Genomic DNA, 20130 nt, shown 5'->3' with positions numbered 1-20130 from the left:
CTTATTTATTTTTTTCAATCCTCAAGATAGAATTCACCACTATACATTACGATTATCATCGCTAATGTCATCATAACTCATTCATTAGTAATTATTATACCTACATCAGGATTACCTCCTTGATCAGGATCTGGACATTTTTCTTCATCAATTGTAATACAAATTTTACCGGCAGTCAAAATAGATCTTGCAGTAAGGGGTTTGATTTCGGGTCCGATTTGTTCTTTTTCTCCTTTTAATGTTAGACTTGTTATAAAATCTACATAATCCAATTGTTCTACAAAGCCAACAACATCAGAAAACAAAACAGGCATACCAAACGCAATTTTTTCTGAATCTCCTAAAAACCAAGGTGCCAACAAATTGGTAATATCTTCTTTAAGTTTACCAGAATAAAAATTCGCAGGTTTTCCTCTAAAAAGTCTTACCGTTATATCAACATCTACATATTCATATCTAGGATTCATTACCTTAATTCTAGCAAATGGAGATATTTTTTTTCTAAGATGATTTCCTATTTTTTCTAAGAGGCTTAAAGGGGCTTTAGGTTCTAATTGATTTCCCGAAGCTAGCTTAGTTAAATCGGGTATTACAGTAATTACAATATATCCAGGCGCAATTTCTAGATCCCGTTGATATTTAATTGCAGAAAGTCCCATTGTATGACTTATGCATTTAGCTTTATATATTTTGGGAAATCCTTCTAAAACAATTTTTTCATAATCCGAAAGCATTTGTGCTCTACCTTTATGTTTAAGATGTTCACTCACTCTTACATAAAAATGACCTTCTCCTTCGGGTTGTCTTCCTTCAAAAGAAGGATATAATTGTTCTACTTTTTTGACACTAAAATCTCCTTCTGATAGTTTACTTATACTACCCTCTGCCAGACCATTATTAAGCCTTAATTTATCATTTAATTCACTTAGTTTTGCAGAAGCTTTGGCTGCTTGCGTATGAATCCCGATAGTTTCTGCTACTGCCTTGGCATTAATCGGAGCCGTAATTCTTATCCAATATAGGTCATCCGGCATTTGTCTGTTTCCTATTTTACTAATCGTATCTGGTATGGCAATTGTAACAATTCCTGAAACTGTTAAACCATCGGTTTCGTCTGATATAATATTAAAATCAGGCAGTAATTCTATCCATACGTTCTCACTTAAATAATGCCATTTAATAGTTGCACGATCCATTTCTGAATCGGCAGTAGCTTCTGCCAATTGAAACAATATTGATAAATTACCTCCTGGAGTTAAGTTTTCTATACCAACAAACAAAGTACCTTCATCATTTAAAAACGGAAACAATCCTGGGTTTTCCTCTATGTTTTCAAATTTCGAAGTGTTTACATAAGGATAAAGGTGTATAATATCTACATCTTCTTTTACTGCCTTTGCCGAATAATCTACATATAGATTTTTAATAGCTGGAGTCCAAGGTTCATTCGGAATTAAAGCCTGATCAGCACTACTAAATAGAAAACTTAAAACATTACTCTGGTTAAATGTGGTTTCTAGTTCCTCTAAAGCGGTAGTTGCCACATCGGTTAAACCTTCTAATTTATCAGTACCGGTTATTCTACTTAGTATATCACTGACAAAGGTATTAAAGGTATTTTGCAAATTTTGAGCTTCAGAACTGGCATTACCGATATTATTGTCAAGAAATTGTTGTATTGACTTATATCCATTGATTAAGAGACCCATTTCTGCAATTAAATCTGTGTCTAGAGCAGTTAAATCTTGTATAAATCCATCAAGATTATTTGTAATATAATCTCTTATTCCTGCTGTTAAATCTAATAATCCCTCGATACGAAAACGCAAGCCATCAGTATCATTACTATTATTATTATCTTGAACAAGAGTTGCTAGATTATTAATCCCAACTTGTATATCCTGACTTGGTACTGTAATAGCATTTAATAATTGAGATAAAGTTAGGTTTGTATCAACCACAGCAGTTAAAATAGTCGTAGCCAAATTTTGTAAACCGGTATTGCTATCTGTAAGTATACTTATTGCATCACTAAAAAAAGCATTCATAATCACAATAATAGCATCGACTTCATCCTCTAGACTTTCATTTCTATTATTTAACTCGGTTCTAATGGTTCCTATTGTTGTCACTAATCCACTTAAGCTTGATAAACTAGGATTTCCACCGCTTCTAAAATCTTCTAAAGAGGTTAAATACGATGGTAAATTATTGTTCATGTAACTTACAGTATTACTTAGTATTGAGTTTACAGTTGTAATAATTGTATCTACACTACCTCTATTATTATCTATATAATCTTTTAGTTCATCTATACCATCTTTTACCATTCTGGTAGCATCCAGAGCGGTTTGAATATTAGTTGCAATATCTGCACTACTTCCAAAATCTTCTAATGCTTGAATAATTGTTTTATTAGATTGTACATATATAGCATCAGTTAATTTATCATTTTGTGCTAAAAGCGCATATGCCAACATTTGTCTTGCTAACACAAAAGGATATTCTGTGTGTAAAAAATCTTGATTAGCAAGTGTAAATTTTAAGAAACCATTACGCGAGGTTTTAAATAATTCTAACGGTTCATTGTAGTCTATAAATTCTGAATTAGCATCATTTTGAACCTCCCAACCATATATTGTATTGTTACAATACAGTTCTCCAAAATCATCTACGGTTTTACTAAATAACTCTGTCTCTTCTTCTATATTAGTCCAGATACCTTCTTTTAATGTATCTATTTTTAATTTAAAATCTTTTTCGGCTAGACCAAGATCTTCTAGTGCAGTAGTATTATCACCACCAGAGTTAGGATCGCCTGTATTTTTTCTTTTTAAGTATGCTTTATAATGGTCATTAAAACTATCTGGTTTGTCTTTCCATTCTATGTTTACTCTAACCGAATTCCATTTTTTAAACAGCACTTCTTTACTACCAATATAAAAACTAGGACCAAGTAATGAATTAGCAGTCGGGATCCCTTCAAATTCTACTACTTGATTCATTGGATCAAAACCGGGAACTTCTGGGCGTAATCCAAAAGGAAAAATTTGACTGTTTATATCTAAAGTACTTTCATCATTTTGAACAATCAGGTTTTTTACTCCACATACATTTACATCGATACATGCATTGGTTAATTTAAGTTGTTCTAAAAAATGATATGGCGAAATCGAAATTTGTCCCTGTTCTTTAGGTTCTCCTTTTAAAACGCAAATACCTGGGCCATCTTTTGGTGTTTCTAAATCAATCTTAACATCCTTATTAAGTTCTATTTTAACTACAGGAAGAGCTTGTTTTATATCAAGTTTTTCTTTTAATTTTTCCTCATCAAAAAATGTAATAGCAGGAAAGCCTAGTGCCAGCTTAATATTAATATCAAAAACAATTGTTTTAGCACCTCCTAAAACGCTAGAAGTTTCTAAAACTCTAATTTTTGTAGTCTCTTGATTAAATTCTGGATTTAGCCATTCTTTTTCTCCACTAAAATTAAATACAAAGATTGGTACTGTTATATGTTTTACCGGAGTTTCAAAACTTTCAATACAGTTTCTTAAACTTGTCTTTTCAGAACTTGTAAATACATCTACTTGCTGGCCTTCTTCAGGTTGTTCGCTTCCTTCGTAAGAATCACCTTCTACATATGTGCGTTTTGCATTTAAGAGTAAAAGTAATTCATTGGGATAAACAATTTTAAAAGGAACTTCTTTAAGATAATTTTCTACATATTCTTGAGCATGCAAACTTAAGGCCGAGCTACCTGGAGCAGCTACAATACATTCATTCAACTTATCTAGCGTAACTAAATAGGCTATTTCAGGAGTTGAAATACCATTTAATGTTTCGAAAAAATCTTCAATTATAAAATTTGCATCATCTTTTAATTGACATTCTAATTGAAAATTAACTACCCTGTTTCCTTCTTGTAACAATAAAACAGGTGATGCTAAAACAAACCCTAATCTTGCATTAGGATGTTCTTGTCTTAATTCTATTTCCTGATCACAGTCTTTTTCTGACTCGCTATTACTTTCTTCGTTAAGTAGTTTACTATACTTTGACCCTAATGTAGCCCAATTGGTAGTTTGATCTTTCTTAAATTTTTTCCCAAGACCATCGACTGAATTTGCTACCGGAGCAATGTATACTCCTTCTATATATGAACCCGAATTATCTGTTATTGTATTTACAGATAAAGTTCGTAGATCTGTTACCTGCGCTTTATCTATAATAACTTCATGATTCAATTCGAATTGAATATCTTCATTATTATCATCCTTTCCATCTTTTAATAATAGTCCTTTTTTCAATGGATATTCTTCAAGATGTTTAGCAATTTCAAAAATAATATGCGCCTTGTCGGGCACAGCATCCTTCGGAGCGATTTTTAATACTTGCTGATAGAAAAAATCCAAATGCTTTTTACCTAAATTATTTACATTTACTTGAAGATTCTTAAACAATTCTAAAAAAGTAAATACTAATGCTATATGGGGTTGATGTCTTTTTTGTAATGATTCTTGAAGCGGATTTAGAGCTTCTTCTATAAAACTAGGGGCCGTTTCGATAATATCCTGAAAACCACTTATTAACTGAAAAAATATTGCATTTACAGCCTCTCCTGCTTTTAGTATTGCTTCTTTTTTGCCTTTTTTTGAAGCTTGAATGGTACTATCCAATGCAAAAACATCTCCAACTTTAAGTTGCCATGGTGCATTTATAAAGCCAGAAAAATTCTTTTTGGTAACACATAAAAAAGTAGCACTTGCATTATGAATCGCAATAAATTTCTTTAAAGGCTCAATAAACGAAGATTTGATTATTGCTAAAAGAGAAATTGCTAATCCGTTGTTTTCTTTATCTGTTTTTGTAAATAATGTTTGAGTGGGTGTTATAAATTTATCATTAATAAAACCCAAAAGAGATTCTAACCCCTGTTTTGATGGATTATTTTTTAATTCTTGGTATATCAATGTAAATTCCTTTTCAAGACTATCAATCGAAGTTTTACTAAGTATTGATAATTGAAAAGGTAAACTACTCTGAAAAAAAGAAGTCCAATTATTTATATCCTGATATTCTTCTTCTCCGTTTTTGATATACTCATAATAATTAATTTGTTGCGCATATCTACTTATGATATATAGTCTGTCTGCGAGTGTTTTGCCATCTATTGGGGCATAGTCAGATTGTAATGCCTCTATAACCCTATTTCTTTGGCTAGTCCCTGTTCTATGTATTAAGGGATGTGATATGTTTGAAGGTTTCTTCATCTATGTCTTATTTATATCCCTTGATCTGCTTCTCTTAAATAAAAATCATACACAAAATTGTATCGAGTATTTGTACCTTCGATTTCATAGTGTACAGTAATCTTTAATAGTCCTTCGATCAATTCCTCGGCATCTGCATCTGTTATGTCTATTCTGTCTAATTTTATTCTGGGTTCATAATACAGTATAGCTCTTTCGACTAAGTCCTTTAAGAAACCGATAAGAGAATTATCCATACTCTCAAATTGATAATCTTTAAGGTTACAACCATAATCAGCTTGCATTACTCGTTCTCCAAGGCTTGTAGAAAGCAGTATTTCTAAACTTTGATTAATATCTTCTTCTGCACTAACCATAGTAATCGTTTCGCTTTCCTTATCAAAATTTGGAGGAAATGACCACCCAGTACCTAAATATGCTTTATTTGTATTCATTTTTTTCTTTTTATCCTCCAATCATTACCGTTGGAAAGCCTTGAACAATTACTCCTGTATGTGCTGTGGTATCACCCATTCTTGCTGCAGGCTTACCTCCAATAAAAACGGTTCCTGACCCTTTAACTATAGTATCTGGTGGTCCTACGCAAACGCACATATCACCCACTACTGCAGCAGGTTGTCCCCCAATTAATACGGTAGGCACTGATGGTCCGGTGATAGGCCCGCCAACATGAGGTACTGGACCTGTAGATAATGGACATGTATGCATATCTGCGATTCTTGCTGCTGGTGGCATTGTGTATGTTTTATTAGTTTATGTTTACTAAAGACCCTTTTATCTCGGTTATCCCATCAGCTGAAACTGATGTAGTTGCTCCTTTTACTTCCATACTGGCACTTGCTTTTGCCGATATTTGAGTTGCTTCTAAAGTCATATTCATTCCCGCTTTGATATCAATATTTCCAGAAGCTTCAATTTTTATATCTCCCGGACTATTAATTTCAATACCATCAGGATTCAATTTCGCAAAATTGTCATTCTGATCGGTAATCGTAATTGAAGTAGTATCTTCATCTAATATGATACTATTTCCTGCAGGAGTATCTATGGTAATTGTTTTGGTATCATCATGAAAATGCAATCGCATTCCTGACCGTGTTACTATTCCTTTTTCGTGATTTACATCTTGTGCTTCTATCGGTGCAGGCTTTGCACTACTATTTAGCATTCCTAAGACAATAGCTTCGCGTGGATCGTCATTTAAAAACCCAACGATAACCTCATCTTCTATTTCTGGTAAAAAAAACGAACCTCTATTTTCACCAGCATCTAGGGTTGCTATTCTTGCCCATACTCCTCTGGCAGAGTTATCAATAATTGGTAATCTTACTAAGATTCTATTTTCACCTTCTGGATCATTTTCTAATTGAACCACTTTACCTATTTGGAGACCATTAATTGCGGGCACTAAACCTGCTGCTGGTATATCAGCTATCGCTTTATGAATATGTGCATAACAATCGGGGTCTAATCCAAATTGTGCATGTGTATACCACGAACCTTTATACACTTCATGTCGTATTGCAGAAACATATGCATTACCGGTAAATCTTGTACCTAGTCCTTGCAGCTCGATCATTTGCCCTGGTTTAATTTCTCCAAAGCCTACAAATTTTGCTCTTCCCCGAATTTTTGACAATCTACTTCTTTGTAATGTAGCTTTAGTCCACTCTGTTAACTCTTCTTCTAATACTTGCCCAGTATGTCTAAGTTCGTATTGATCAGGGCTAATATCTGCAGCCAATTGATCCCCATTAACATTTCCTAGTTCGTTTATAGGTACACTATCTGTAACAGTTTCAAACATGGCTTGCCCACCATAATCCCAAGATTTTGCTTCTACAGATTTCCATTGATTTCTGGCATCCATTTCGGCTTCAAAATCTATTAATGTAGATCCAAATAGTACTGCTAATGCTGCATCTTCATTGGTTTCTGGTTTTTTAATTGTGATTTTACCATCATCGACCATTACTAATTTTGCATTAGCTTCTGCTCTCATCAACATAAAATCCCAATCGGTTACATGATGTTGCACCATTTCCAGATGTTTAATTCCAGTAGCTTCAATATCTTTACTTAAGCCCGAATATCTTCCTATGATTTCTTCGATAATTTCACTATCCTTTCGTTCTTCATAATAGAAGTTATGCCGACCGAGAGTCATTTTTACAGATTCATCTCTGCAATCTAGGACCAATCTGGTATCACCACTTTCAAGTGCTTTTATAGCATGCTTAATAATGATTCCTTTAAACAATTGAACATTTTCTCCATCTCTACCAACTTTTACCACTATTGATTTACCAGGAATAAAATCTTCTTCTTCACTTATTTTAAAAGTTTCTGAAGAAGCGTCTCCATCCTTAATAACAATTTTAGCCGTAGGTATTCTATTAATCTCTTTTGAAATAGAAATAGACAATATTTGATATCCAGGATCTACAACGTTTCCATCTACGAGTATATCAAAGGTGGATACGTTATATGATACATCAATTGGTATTTCTCTATCTTTCATGAGCTTGTTTTATCTAATGGTGGAAAAACTAATTCTGTACCAGGAGCAATCTTTCTAAAAGAAGTTAAACCATTTGCCTTTGCGATCTGAGTGACATATTTAACATTATTATAAATATCAAATGTCATATTATCTAGTCTATCACCTCCTTTAACTTGTCGCACATGGGTAAGATCAGGAGATTTTTTTCCTTCTCTGGCAACTCGTTCTCTTTGGGCGACATAGTTTAAAAAACTAGCACTTACTTTAACACGTAAAGGATCTCCATTAGGTTGAAATAACGTATAATTTAAATCCAGATTTGTAAGGATACAAGGAAACATAAATTCACCCCATTGCACTTGTAAAAAATGCGGACGATGTATTTCTCCGTTCATATTGTAAACGGCATCCATAAAAAGCTTAAGCTGATCTTTTACAGATTTCTTGTTATTATTATACTTATATCCTTGGATAGTGTCTGTACCATCAAAAATAAAGTCCAACTTTAATTCTTCTGGTGCTGTTGCTTTAAAATCAGAATCTGTACCTTGATTACCTTGACCTTGTTGTTGATTTAATTCTACTTTAAAATTACGAGTAAAACTCTCTGGGTTCACAGGCAAAGAGATCGGATTAGGAGATATCTTTGAAGGTATTTGAAAATCTTGATCATCAAAGACATGAATCAATACTTTTATTAAATGACCGTTACCTTCCATTATCGTTCTGATTTTTCTTTGATGATCTCAAAAATCTTATCTGCGATCTCATTAATTTGTGATTCTTCTATACCTCCTCCAGCTGCGTTATTTGCAGATCCGGTCGTACTGGTAGTATTATTTACCGTAGTCTTAATGATCAACTCTCTAATTTCTATGGGCATAGTTTCATGATTTTTTAGCTTACAGATACTAGGTTATAGTAGTTGTAATTAAGTTCTAAGGTTTCGATTAACACTTCTCCTTTTTCTGCATTAAGCTCTCCTACTTTCCAGCTTACGGGCCAGACATGAGCAAGTTGCCATTGCATTAGTACTGTTTGATTTTCATTCAGTAATTCTACATTGACTGTGCTAATAGGGGCGATGTTCATATTTTGAAAAGCATCCTGACACCAAGATGTTAACCCCGACTCTTTAGGGCTTATAATTCCTCTTTTTAAGGTCAAGGTTGTATACTTTCTTCTACCCGGAAGACTGTGTTCAAATCTATTTTCTCCTCCTTCTTTCAAAGATTCTTTTTCGATTTGAACATCCAGACCTGCTACAGATTGAAACTGTACATCTACATCTTTACCTTTAGGTAAGTTTAGAAAAGACACTCTAAAATAAAAACCAACTATTTGGTGCATCGCTACTTATTCTGCTGTTATTATTCTTATTACTTAGCTTCCAGAATTGTTAATCCTTCATGCACTAATTCCATTGTTTCAATAGCAACTTCATTAGCATCTGCTTTTAAATCTGTAGATTGTACTTTGCTTGGCCAAGCATTCTCTAAGATCCAAGTGATAATCGGTTCATGATTTTCGTTTAACAGTTTAATAGTAACTGGTCGTCTAAATAAAGAACCTGTATCATTTCCTTCTTGAAACAAGTATGTCTTTTGCCACTCTGTAAAAAAGTCAAAATCGCCTTGAAATGTTCCTCTTTTTAGAGTTACATTACTATATTTAGTAAGACCCGGTTGTTTTGATTTATTATACTTTTTACTGCTTCCTTCTCTGTATTCTATAACTTCAGTTTCGAAATCCAATCCACTTACTTCAGTAAATCCGATTCTAAAACCATCACCCCATTCTACTTGGAAATGAAACTTTGGAATTGGGTAATCGCCTATTGCTGCCATATTATTATTATTTAGTAATTATACTTTTTAGTTTAAAATTATTTTCCGCTTTCAGCAGCTTCGGCAGCTGTGATTGCTTCGATAAGACTTGTTTTGTGCGATAAATATTTATCACTCTTTTTCTTGCTTTTAATCCACTCTTCTTCTAAATGATCTGTCTTATCCATTGCTACTCCTAAATTTTGCTCTAGTTGCTTATAATAATCACTTTCACTAATTGGGAATCTTGGCATTGGCTTAACAAGCCAGTCGTTACATGGATATGCATAATGATGATGGTGATCATGGTCGTGATCATGATGTGGTTTCTTTTTACGACCTTTTTTCTTTTTATCATCATCGTCATCGTCATCTCCTTCTTCCTGGATTTTTCTTGAGCTATTCCCCTCGAATCCTCCTTGCCCCCATGATGTACCACAGAAAACATCTAGCATATCCTCTAATTTATCCTCTAATCCGCCATGCGCACATATTGAAGATGATAAAAGATTAGCACACTTAAATGTCTCTAAAAGTTTTTTTAACACCGCATCTTGCATATCACATACAAGAGTGATTTTTTGCTCATATACCAAGATACAAGCAAGAACTTCTGCTTTATCTTCGTCACTTGCATTCTTAAGACATTCTACTGCCTTTTTAAAATTGATGATTTGTTCTTTTAAGCCTTCATTAGAATCTTTGTAGGTAAAAAAGCAATCAAAAATTGATTTCACCAATCCTAATAATTTCTCTATCGCTTCAGTTGTTACTTCTGAATTATCACATACGATTTTGGCTTGTTCTAAAAAGAAGTTTAATTCTTTTACAATAATATCGGCCTTATCATCGGTATCTTTTATAAGTTCGTTCCAGTTGATAAGTCTTTTCTCCCAGCCTAATGAATTTAAGTACTCTTCTTCATCTTTTGATGTTTCGGCACTTAATTCATTATACTTATTACTTACTTCTTCTAATTTTTCTTTCCACTTATCCAGGCATTCTCTAGCTTCTGGATCATCGCTGCCTCCGTCTACACAGCAGGCTTTGTCTTTCAAAAAATCTATCATGAGTATATTATTTTTTCTAATTATTGCTATTTACTAATCCCTGTCTATGGTTTGTCTTTTTTGAAGTCTACCTTTTTTTCTTGCATCATAATTATCGTGATCTGCATCATAACAATCCCGAGTTTCTCGACATAGGTCTAAAAGGTCATCATTATATTTTCCTTTACATACATAATCGATAACATCCTCAAGGCCTTGATACTTGACAGCTTCTGTCTTTTTATCACAAACGACTTGTGCTAATTCTTCTTCGATTACATTAAGTTCTTCTCTGCATACGGTTACATCTCCAGAAGTTGAAGTGATGTTTTGTTCTACCGTACTTTTAAAGGTACCCATGGCCACTGATAATTTTGCCATAAAGTCATTAAGACTATGTGTATTGGTAAACGTTTGGATTCCTGCAATGGTAACTGAAGAATCAAAAGCATTTTGGCCTTTTTCATTAAGTTCTTTAGTCTTTTGCAAAATCTTTTGCAAATCCTCATGAACATCTGCTTTCTCACCATCTTTTGTAGATTTTCCTGTTTTTGGTAAAATCTTATTTTCAAAACAGTTAGACATTGCACATGCTGCATTATGAGCATCTTCGATTTTGAGTCTCATTTCATTTAATAATTTCGAAGACTCTTTAATCAATTTTTCTATCTCATCATCCTTTTTAGTATACTCGTTTACATTTTTTTGGATGATTTCGGTTTTTTTGCTGCTCCCTATAGTAACACAACTCATGATATCTTCATATACCCCTTGAGATTCTTGTGCTTTATCTAAACCACACACTTTATACCTGCGTGCTGCTTTTTTAGACCTTCTAAGTATCTCATTAGCAACATACAAGCTTGCTGCGGTCTTTTTATCATTTTTAATGACTTTCAGACTTTCACAAATTACCGTATCGGCATTTCGCGAAGTGTTACTGTCATTATTATTCTTGCTAGCCATATTTAATATTTTTACAGTTTATTAATTTTACTCGGATAACATTTTATGGCTAAACCTTAAAATGATAAACTCAGCTGGTCTTACTACTGCCATTCCTATTTCTACGATCATTCTACCTTCTAAAATATCTACTTCGTCCATCGTTTCGTTAAGTCCAACTTTTACAAAAAATGCTTGCTCTGGAGTTGTTCCCATTAAGGCTCCCGCTCGCCATTGTTGTACCAAGAAATTATCAATCATTGATTTAACTCTAGACCAGGTATTAAGATCATTAGGTTCAAAAACAAATTGTACACTTGCTTTTTTAACTGACTCTTCAACCATATTAAAGAATCTTCTAACCGATACATAACGCCATTCGTTACTATTACCTGCCAAAGTTCTTCCTCCCCAAATTATTGCTGGGCCACGACCTACAAACGAGCGTATTACATTAACAGATTTACCACCTGTAGTATCTACGTTTAGGTTTTCTTGTTGCTTATCTGTAACCTTTAAAACCGGTTTGATTACAAAATCCATATTTACATTAGCTGGAGCTTTCCATACTCCTCTTGAAGAATCGACAGCTGCGTATTGTCCTACAACTGCGCCAGATGGAGACATTTCTAATGGTAAATTTCTAAGTGCATTTTGTGCTTGAAAATACAGTGCATTATCTTTAGATCTAAGTTCTGCTAAAGTTCCCGCTAATGGACCACTACTATCAATTGTAACATTTGCGTCACCAGAGCCTTCTCCTCCGTAGTAGTAATCTAAGATAGTCTCTACATTAGGAAAATATGTCGCTCCGTACTTTAATATATTCTCTTCAGAACCTACTGCAGATGAACGCATAGTATCGATATGCTTTAATAAATCAGGCTCACTGGGATCTGGCCAAATATCCATTACCGTAAAACGGTCTTGTAACTCTACGCACATATCTAATGACGCTTTATATAAATTATAAAAATCATCAGAACTTGTTAATCCTTGTGCATCCGGATATACGTAAAGTGTAATTTCATCAACTTTTTCTGTTGCATTTAGTCCTTCTTGAAGATCAACAAAACTTACACCTCCTGTAGAATAATCTCCAACAGAAACTATCCAACATGGTCCACCACCATTAGCAAAAAACATTTGCAAAGCATAGTACATTTTATATTTTGATGCATCTCCTATAGAAGCTTGTACTATTGGTGGAGTGGTATTTTCGTTTATTATCACAGATAATCCAGTTTCTGCAAATGGGTTACCAAAAAGACGTTCATACTCTAGTAAAGAACTAATTCTTTCGGGTTCATTTATTAGTACTTGGCCTGTTCTTTCATCTGCTGCTTTTTCTGTGTATCCTATAAAGGCAGGAATAGCCGTATCGACCTGTGCAATCGATGGCGGAAGTTTTGGAATTTCTTCTATATAAACTCCTGGTGTTTTGTAATTCATAATATCATTTTTATAAAAAGTTCCATTTAATTATTCAACAATCTGTTTGATTTATTAATAAAGATCTCAGAGAAAATTCTTTCTTTCTCTATTTTAATAGCGGGCATTCTGGGATGAGGTAATACTAGTGTTCCTCCATTTATAAAAGGCACTAAAGTCTCTGTTAACCCTTTTGGGTTTTCGGAAACTAGTTTCTTAGGGTCAATAATGGGATCTGGTTTTAGAAATGCAGAAGTTGCATCTACATCATCTTCACTAAAACCGCCTTCATTATTGTATCTCCAATATGTTTTTCGATTTTTAAACCTTACCTCATATACAGGATGGGATATTTTTTGGTCAGCAGCATCAATTCTGGTTTTAAGAAAATTTTCTGCATCCAAAAGGCTATAAGGTTCTTCTTTTTCATCAAATCGTATGTCGATTATGGCTAAGTGATTTCTATTATAAAGCACATCATTTAGATAAAGTTGATATGTGATCTCAGGAAATACATTGGTCTTTACCTTTAGCATATACATTCCTGCAGGAATAGCATCAGAATCTGGATCATTATCATCTACCTTTGTAAAATCTAAACGAATTGTTTCTAATACTTCGGTTCCAACTCTTGATATTGTTTTAATCACGGCATTACTCTCATTTTCAAGTACAAAATCTACTTCGGTAACATTTTGAGAGCTTTTAAATTTATAAGCAAAAACATGAGGGAGTAATACTCTGTCTGCATCATTAACAAATCGCTTCTCGGCAACGTCATCCCAATGATTTGGATCTGTACCGTCTGTATATTGTCTTGCCTCTCTAATCGTTCCTGCAAAATCCAAAACGGCTCCCATTTCATAGGTTTTTCCTTCTTGCGGACTACTAGTTTTGTTAGAAATTGGTAATGCTATATGAGTAGGGTCTACAGGATCTTCGAATTTATCTTTTCCTTTATTAGTTAAATAATATATTGATGGTAATGGCGGGCGAAGACTTATGTTTGTAATACTAGTAAACAAAGGGACTGTAGGCTTAATCGAAAACGTTAAGTTTACGTCTGTCCCGATCTCAAAGCGCGGCTTATATAATGTCTCACCTGCTCTATTCTCTACCTTAACTTCTGTTCCTATAAAAAAACCTAATGCAGTTTTAGCTATTTTTAACTTATACTCACTCATTCTCTTGATTGTATCACCAACAGGCTCTATCGAAAATAAATCTTGTACATCATATATCTTATTAGTGAGTTTTTTTGATATTTCATCATCCTTCTCTATTTCTGTCTTGTCAAAAAAAGAAGAACCATCGACAGAAGTGAGAAAATAATCATGTAGTACTCTGACCTCAAACAATCGTTTAAAAATTATAGTGCTCATCTTAGTTTATTTGAGATTCTCGATTTTCTATTTCTTCTATCACTGGCGCCACTATACTAGTTTTCTCATCTATTTTAACTAGCCTTATTTTATACATCGCAAAAGGTACTTGCTTGCCTCCTAGTGAGCCCCATAAGTGATTTATTTGCTCAAATGTCAAGGTGTATAGTTCTACATTAAGGCGCACCTCATCCTTATCTTCTTGTGAAATATTAGTATCGCTAGCTATTGATGAAAACGGTGAGTTCTTAATGGTAAAGCTTTTCTTTGCTTGAAAAAATTGAATTACCAATGACAGCCGTTGTAATGCTAATTCGTAGGCATCCGTTTCTTGACCTAAGGTGGCTGAAATAAGAATGTAAAGATTTAAAAAAACCGGAGGTTCGACATATTTTACTCCATTGAGTGTTCTCAAGATGTGACTTCCATTTTTTAAGGTACTTTCTTCTTCTGTATTAACCAGAGTTATAACAATCTTATTGCTAAGTTCACCCTGAGACTCTCCTTCCATCAATGATATATTGTGTAGGATAATGTCTTTATTTTCAATAGTAGTATCGTCAGGTCTTTTATTGGAAATGACGTACGTGCTTAATTCATCCCTTAATAGTTTTAAGGCAGATCCTATCATAATTACTACGATTTCAATTTGTAATGAGGGGTAAAAATCTACTACTAGAACACCTAGATAAACTATCAGGTATTTTTTCGGTGTATTGCTAATATTTTAGCAATGGGGTAATACAGTTACAATATTTAAAATATTCTTGTGAAAATCAATCCCCAAAAATGGGGATTTTAACAACTTCTGATCTTATACTATTCTAATGTGCATAAGGAAGTTATCTTATAACTCTATAATTTTGGAAGCTTTTTTAATGAGATGAGCTGTATTTTTCACTTCAAATTTCTCAATCAAATGCTTACGATGAGACACCGCAGTGTGATTACTAATAAAAAGTTTATCTGCTATTTGTTTTGAAGAAAAACCATCAGCAATAAGTTTTAAAACTTGCTCTTCTCTAGACGATATATATGTTTCTGTCCTCTTTGATAAAACACATTTTTTATCTACTTTTTTAAAATTAAGACAGCGTTCTATTTTTTCTTTTTCTGATACATCAAAATAATAATTTAAAGCTAATATTTCTCCTTCTATAGTAAACAATAGAATTTCGTGTTTCATACATATTCTTTCTTTAAAAAAGTTTGTAATATGATACTTGAGAGATAGCAATTGTTGATCTTTTGCACTTGAAAAAAAATCAACTATTTTGTTTTTAATTCGCGATGATTCATTTGAATCAATTATTGAAAACCAAAAATCCCATCCTTTTTGTAATAGTGCTGTAGAATGTTTTCCTATTTTTTGTTGTAACATTTTATTACAATAAACAAAATTGTTTTTTTCGACATTACAAATACTTATCATTAAATTTCTTGACTGGTCACATGTTTTAAAGATTTCAGAAAATTTTGAAATAAAATCGGGGTCATTTAGAGAAATTGGGTGAGTGCTTTTGATTTTTGTGTTCATTAGGTAGTGGTTGTTTTTAAGAGTAAAAGATGATTGAATAAGCATGATAAAATTCAAGAAATATTTTTTGAATTACAAGTACTTAACAGGGGGGAATACACCCTTTTTTTAGGGTCTTCTTCCTTACCTAACTATTTATTTTCAAAGATCAATACTATTAACCTATTGTAAACAAACACTTTATCACTTATTCTTTTTAAAAGACTTAAACGTATGGTAATAATTACTTAAAAAAATCCTAAAAAATTTAAAGGGTACATTACAAAAAATTAAAACATCAAATTATTGAAAAGATGAATTATAAATAGTACAAAATCCATTTACACATTTTTATAATACTATGATAAAAATGGCATAAAAGTATCCCCATTACTTAAAATGGGGATACTTTGCAACAACATTGGTGCAGCGTTTTGGGATAAAAAAAATTCATTACTTTGATTATACCACTAAAGAATTTACACCAATTATTCCTTTAGGGTTGGTTATCTTATTATACTTATAAAATTCACTTGTTTACTACGTAAACGACATCATAGTCTACTAAAAATGCTATTATCTAAAAAAGCAAGTACACTATCGTTTTGTTCTTTTAAACAAATAAATTTTTAAAAACTGTTGTAAAAAACGTTGAGGTATAGTTTTTAACGTTAAGGGGTAAACGTCATTTATTTTTAATCGTATTATAAATGATGCTACGTAAATATACGATTTATTTTTATTTTTTAAAATTTGTTTTTTTTCATATTGATCCCTGTTTTAATTAAGAAAACAAGTACATACAGCATCAACAAAAATTCTTTTATCTTAGAGAAGAATTATTTAAATTTATATGAGATGAAGAATCTAAAAAACCATCAATTATATAGAACTACATTATCCAGCATAAAAGGAGGAAGTTTCACGGCAACTGATGATCTTGCAAAATGGAGAAAAAATATTGAAGACGGAATTATTGATCGTAGATCTAGTTCTGCGAGCACTAGAAAATCTTAACTAATACACCAGAAATGATATTATTTCTGGTGTGTTAAAATTATGATTTGGCGGTGTTCTTAAATTTTCGAATACCCCAAGCAACTTTATACGTTCTATATAAAAGATCATAAATAACCATTTCATGTAAACGATTTTTTGACCTGAACAATCTATTCATTAACATATGAATATAACTACCCATTATATCATCTAATCTTTCTTTACTTACTATTGGCAAAATAGTCTTTACTATTGGTTTAGTAGCTAAACTTTTTTCTTGTAGCGCATCAATAATAGGTACGTAATCAGGATTCATTTCTTTCTCAAAGACCAAAAAATCATTTATTTTATCTTTTTCTTCTCTAAATTTTTTGTCTAGTTGTTTTTTAAGTGCTTTGTTCATGCCAAATTCTGCTCCAAAACCCAATTTAAGTCTCTCTAAAAGTGCTAATTTTCTATCATCATCATATTCAAAATCATCAAGAAGCATATCAATTGCACGAACTCCAAAAAGCCAACGCAATTCTTCTCCCTCATCCCCATCAATCATGTCTAAGAAATCTACGATCATTTTACTCTCATAAAAAAACAATTTTTCTGATTGTACCATCGTCTTATGACCATAACGTTCGAGTTCTCTTTGATAGGTGTCTATCTGGATTTTCCAGATCATTTCTTCATTAATAAATTCATTAAGTTTTGTATACAAACGATTGATTACTTTACCTACGTTTTCTAGATCTTTAAAATGAAATCGTACTCGTATATGATGTTTTGGATCTGAATACCTTATAAAAAACCATTGATCAATAATGTTATTACTTAGTAACCATTCTGCCTCTGGCTTTATAATTTCGGTCAATACCAAATCTGAGGTTTTGGGGCCTGTATATATTTTATAGTAGAGCCATTCACTACCTAAAATAAAAGATCCTTGTACTTTATCCATGGTTTTGTGGTGCTGTATTTTTAATTTTTTGTTCATTATAAAATGACAAAACGATTTGGTTTGTATACCCTTTATTACCCTCTTTTACGATACTATTTTCAGAATGTAAAAACTCTTTAAGTATAAAACCTCTTCTCTTTTTAACCGTTGCCAGTAACATTTTAATCGAAGTTGTATTTTCTGTATTGATCAATAACTCGTTATCACCGTCTACCAAAAGAACAAATTGCGGGATCTTTTGTTCTGTCTTAAATTGATTAAAATGCGTTACTAATTGTGTTTCATCACTCATACTTTTTAGCATTTTATCGATGGTTTTAATTGTGATGTTCCAAGTTGCACTTGATATAATTACACCTGAATATTCTACTCTAGGTAAAAATTCATATTCATCAGCCAAAGGCCCCCAATTAAAACCTACTCCGCCTCTTAAATTTTGAGTTTGCATATTTGCCAAGAACTGATAAATTGGTAATGCGTTATTAGAATAGTTATGTGCGTTTGCCAGATACGGAATCACTTCCTTATTATATTTTTTTGATCTTAATCGTATAGGACCATTTGGTCGTGTGGAGAGCATTAGATCGTCCAGAGTAATTTGTTTCTCTGATGTCAGGATAGATTTAGCCAAATACGGAATCTCATATTCTCTAAAAGAGGGGCGCATTAAAATATTACCTACTCTAGATTCTGGTAAGTGTACAATTTCTGCCAAGATTTTATCTGGATTCATTGCTGTTTCTGTAGCAATAATCTCTCTCGTATATGCATCAAGTTTTGAATCTCCATGACAAAAGCGCCCTAATAAATTTGCTGCACTTGAGCCCCCTACATTTGACATTACTATTTTTTGTTCTTCATCGGTTTCAATAATTTCAACCATTGCAGAAATAGTATCTGGTAAATCATCCCATTTATTTTCGAAATCTTTAAAATCATCATCCTGTATATACAAGATTGTCTCCTGGCTTTGCAAACATTTGATTAGTTTTTTCTGAAGAATGGCATGTATAGGTGACCATTTTATGTCTTTTGATGTGACCCCTGTATTTCTGTTCGGCAATATTAAATCGTCTACCAATTTACTAATATCACCAGAATCATTACCCTGTAAAAATCCTATTCCTAATTCAACATCCATTGCTTTTGACAAAGGCACTTCGCGATCTTCATAACGCTCATAAAAAGCTGATTTAAATTGTGTAATTAATGTTTCTTTTGACTGCGGTGTAATTTTATTAAACAAAGACATTGCTTTTCTTACTTTTCGTAAAACATCTTTATCTAATGTGTTAGTTTTTGGAGTCAGTACCATATCGGTCTGAAACATATATTTTAACTCATACCCAGTTCCTAATGCTTTTAAGGATTCGCCTATTTTTATATAAGCCTCGGCAGCATTTCCTATTCCTTGATCTATAGCATGAATAGCCTTTTGTGTCTCTTCTAATGCTGTAACAAAATGATCTGCATTCTTTAATTTTTTTAAAACTGGTAATAACTGATCCAGAAATTCTGGTCCAGAAACCGAGGGCTCTAATTCACTTATTAATAATTGACTTTCTACTAATTGGTCAATAAAACCATTAGCTTCTTCTAATGTAATTTCGTCATCAACTAATAGTTCTCCTAAGACACAAAGTAATGCTCCTTGGCTTGCTTTTGTAAGTACTTTTGACAAATACTCAGAATCTTCGACAGCAACAATATGATGAGTTCTTCGGCTATTAACATAAGTATATTCTACATAACGTAATTGGTGTCCCGCTTTGTAAATACTCGTATTGGGGTAGAACAACAATTGATCCTTGATTGTTTTATCCTTAACAATATCCTGAGATAACGCCACCAGATAATTCATATCTAATCGCGTATGGCGTTCGTTTTTTGTTTTTTCCTGAAGCTCTATAGCAGTCCTTTCAGAAAACTCTCCTACTGCTGTTCCTGCAAATAAGCCAAACGGCGTACATCTGGCAGACATTCTGCTTATATATTTTAATACAGAATACATCATACGTTCTGATGCTGCTTTATCTTTAAGGTCTCCTTTAAGCCATTTTTCGAACTCTGTATATAAAGAAGGTGATGCTAGAAAAATTGCCTCTTTAATCACGGCATCATTACATACTTTTTGTAATGCTTCTTCAGACAATGTTTTGTCCTGCGTTAGACTTTTATAAAAAGAAAAAGAGAATAAAGGTGCTCTTAAAACGTATTTAGAGAAGTTTTTATATGACATGTATGATGAAACCGCTTA

Annotated in this window: 17 protein-coding genes; 1 reads left to right on the top strand and 16 read right to left on the bottom strand. The window is 32.8% G+C overall.

All coding sequences use genetic code 11. The features are described 5' to 3' along the window. Positions 1-77: 77 nt before the first annotated feature. From AWE51_RS25475 to AWE51_RS25415, 14 genes are all read right to left on the bottom strand, one after another. Positions 78-5273 carry a baseplate J/gp47 family protein gene (locus tag AWE51_RS25475; protein ID WP_066320112.1) on the bottom strand — a complete coding sequence of 1732 codons (5196 nt, stop codon included), beginning with the start codon at positions 5271-5273 and terminating at the stop codon, positions 78-80. 11 nt (positions 5274-5284) lie between these two features. Next, a complete protein-coding gene (locus AWE51_RS25470) occupies positions 5285-5707 on the bottom strand; it encodes a GPW/gp25 family protein (protein ID WP_066320110.1) in 423 nt (140 codons plus the stop codon). Between the two features lie 10 nt (positions 5708-5717). Then, a complete protein-coding gene (locus tag AWE51_RS25465) occupies positions 5718-6008 on the bottom strand; it encodes a PAAR domain-containing protein (RefSeq protein WP_066320107.1) in 291 nt (96 codons plus the stop codon). Between the two features lie 13 nt (positions 6009-6021). Continuing rightward, positions 6022-7794, bottom strand: coding sequence for a type VI secretion system tip protein VgrG (gene vgrG / locus AWE51_RS25460; protein ID WP_066320106.1), 1773 nt, complete (start codon positions 7792-7794; stop codon positions 6022-6024). Continuing rightward, entirely contained in the window at positions 7791-8495 is a 705-nt protein-coding gene (locus tag AWE51_RS25455; RefSeq protein ID WP_066320104.1) for a CIS tube protein, read from the bottom strand. Before AWE51_RS25455 ends, vgrG begins: the two co-directional genes overlap by 4 nt. Continuing rightward, entirely contained in the window at positions 8495-8659 is a 165-nt protein-coding gene (locus AWE51_RS26790) for a DUF5908 family protein (protein WP_157766230.1), read from the bottom strand. Before AWE51_RS26790 ends, AWE51_RS25455 begins: the two co-directional genes overlap by 1 nt. Before the next feature lie 14 nt (positions 8660-8673). Further along, positions 8674-9126, bottom strand: a complete 453-nt coding sequence (locus AWE51_RS25450; RefSeq protein WP_066320103.1) for a phage tail protein — start codon at positions 9124-9126, stop codon at positions 8674-8676. A gap of 29 nt (positions 9127-9155) precedes the next feature. Further along, positions 9156-9623 (bottom strand): phage tail protein, encoded by a 468-nt coding sequence (locus AWE51_RS25445; protein WP_066320102.1) that lies wholly within the window; start codon positions 9621-9623, stop codon positions 9156-9158. Between the two features lie 38 nt (positions 9624-9661). Continuing rightward, on the bottom strand, positions 9662-10672 hold the full coding sequence (locus tag AWE51_RS25440) for a hypothetical protein (RefSeq protein ID WP_066320099.1): 1011 nt from the start codon (positions 10670-10672) through the stop codon (positions 9662-9664). 33 nt (positions 10673-10705) lie between these two features. Beyond that, entirely contained in the window at positions 10706-11617 is a 912-nt protein-coding gene (locus AWE51_RS25435; RefSeq protein WP_066320098.1) for a hypothetical protein, read from the bottom strand. Positions 11618-11644: 27 nt separating this feature from the next. Further along, positions 11645-13048: a phage tail sheath family protein gene (locus tag AWE51_RS25430; RefSeq protein ID WP_066320095.1), complete on the bottom strand. Its 1404-nt coding sequence runs from the start codon at positions 13046-13048 to the stop codon at positions 11645-11647. 26 nt (positions 13049-13074) lie between these two features. Continuing rightward, entirely contained in the window at positions 13075-14409 is a 1335-nt protein-coding gene (locus tag AWE51_RS25425; protein ID WP_066320093.1) for a hypothetical protein, read from the bottom strand. A 1-nt stretch (position 14410) separates the two neighbouring features. Next, a complete protein-coding gene (locus AWE51_RS25420) occupies positions 14411-15040 on the bottom strand; it encodes a DUF4255 domain-containing protein (protein WP_066320090.1) in 630 nt (209 codons plus the stop codon). Positions 15041-15256: 216 nt separating this feature from the next. After that, positions 15257-15946, bottom strand: a complete 690-nt coding sequence (locus tag AWE51_RS25415; protein WP_066320088.1) for a response regulator transcription factor — start codon at positions 15944-15946, stop codon at positions 15257-15259. Between the two features lie 837 nt (positions 15947-16783). On the opposite strand from AWE51_RS25415, the gene AWE51_RS26785 reads away from it, so the two are divergent. Then, positions 16784-16942, top strand: a complete 159-nt coding sequence (locus AWE51_RS26785) for a hypothetical protein (RefSeq protein WP_157766229.1) — start codon at positions 16784-16786, stop codon at positions 16940-16942. A gap of 40 nt (positions 16943-16982) precedes the next feature. Here AWE51_RS26785 and AWE51_RS25405 read toward each other — a convergent pair whose 3' ends face one another. After that, positions 16983-17873, bottom strand: a complete 891-nt coding sequence (locus tag AWE51_RS25405; RefSeq protein WP_066320084.1) for a thiopeptide-type bacteriocin biosynthesis protein — start codon at positions 17871-17873, stop codon at positions 16983-16985. Beyond that, complete coding sequence (locus tag AWE51_RS25400) at positions 17866-20112, bottom strand: lantibiotic dehydratase family protein (protein ID WP_066320081.1); 2247 nt, start codon at positions 20110-20112, stop codon at positions 17866-17868. Before AWE51_RS25400 ends, AWE51_RS25405 begins: the two co-directional genes overlap by 8 nt. Positions 20113-20130 lie beyond the last annotated feature (18 nt).

This window comes from Aquimarina aggregata, assembly GCF_001632745.1.
Taxonomy (GTDB): Bacteria; Bacteroidota; Bacteroidia; order Flavobacteriales; family Flavobacteriaceae; genus Aquimarina; species Aquimarina aggregata.
Note: the sequence above shows the minus strand (reverse complement) of the source record. Positions and strands in the feature narration are given on the sequence as shown.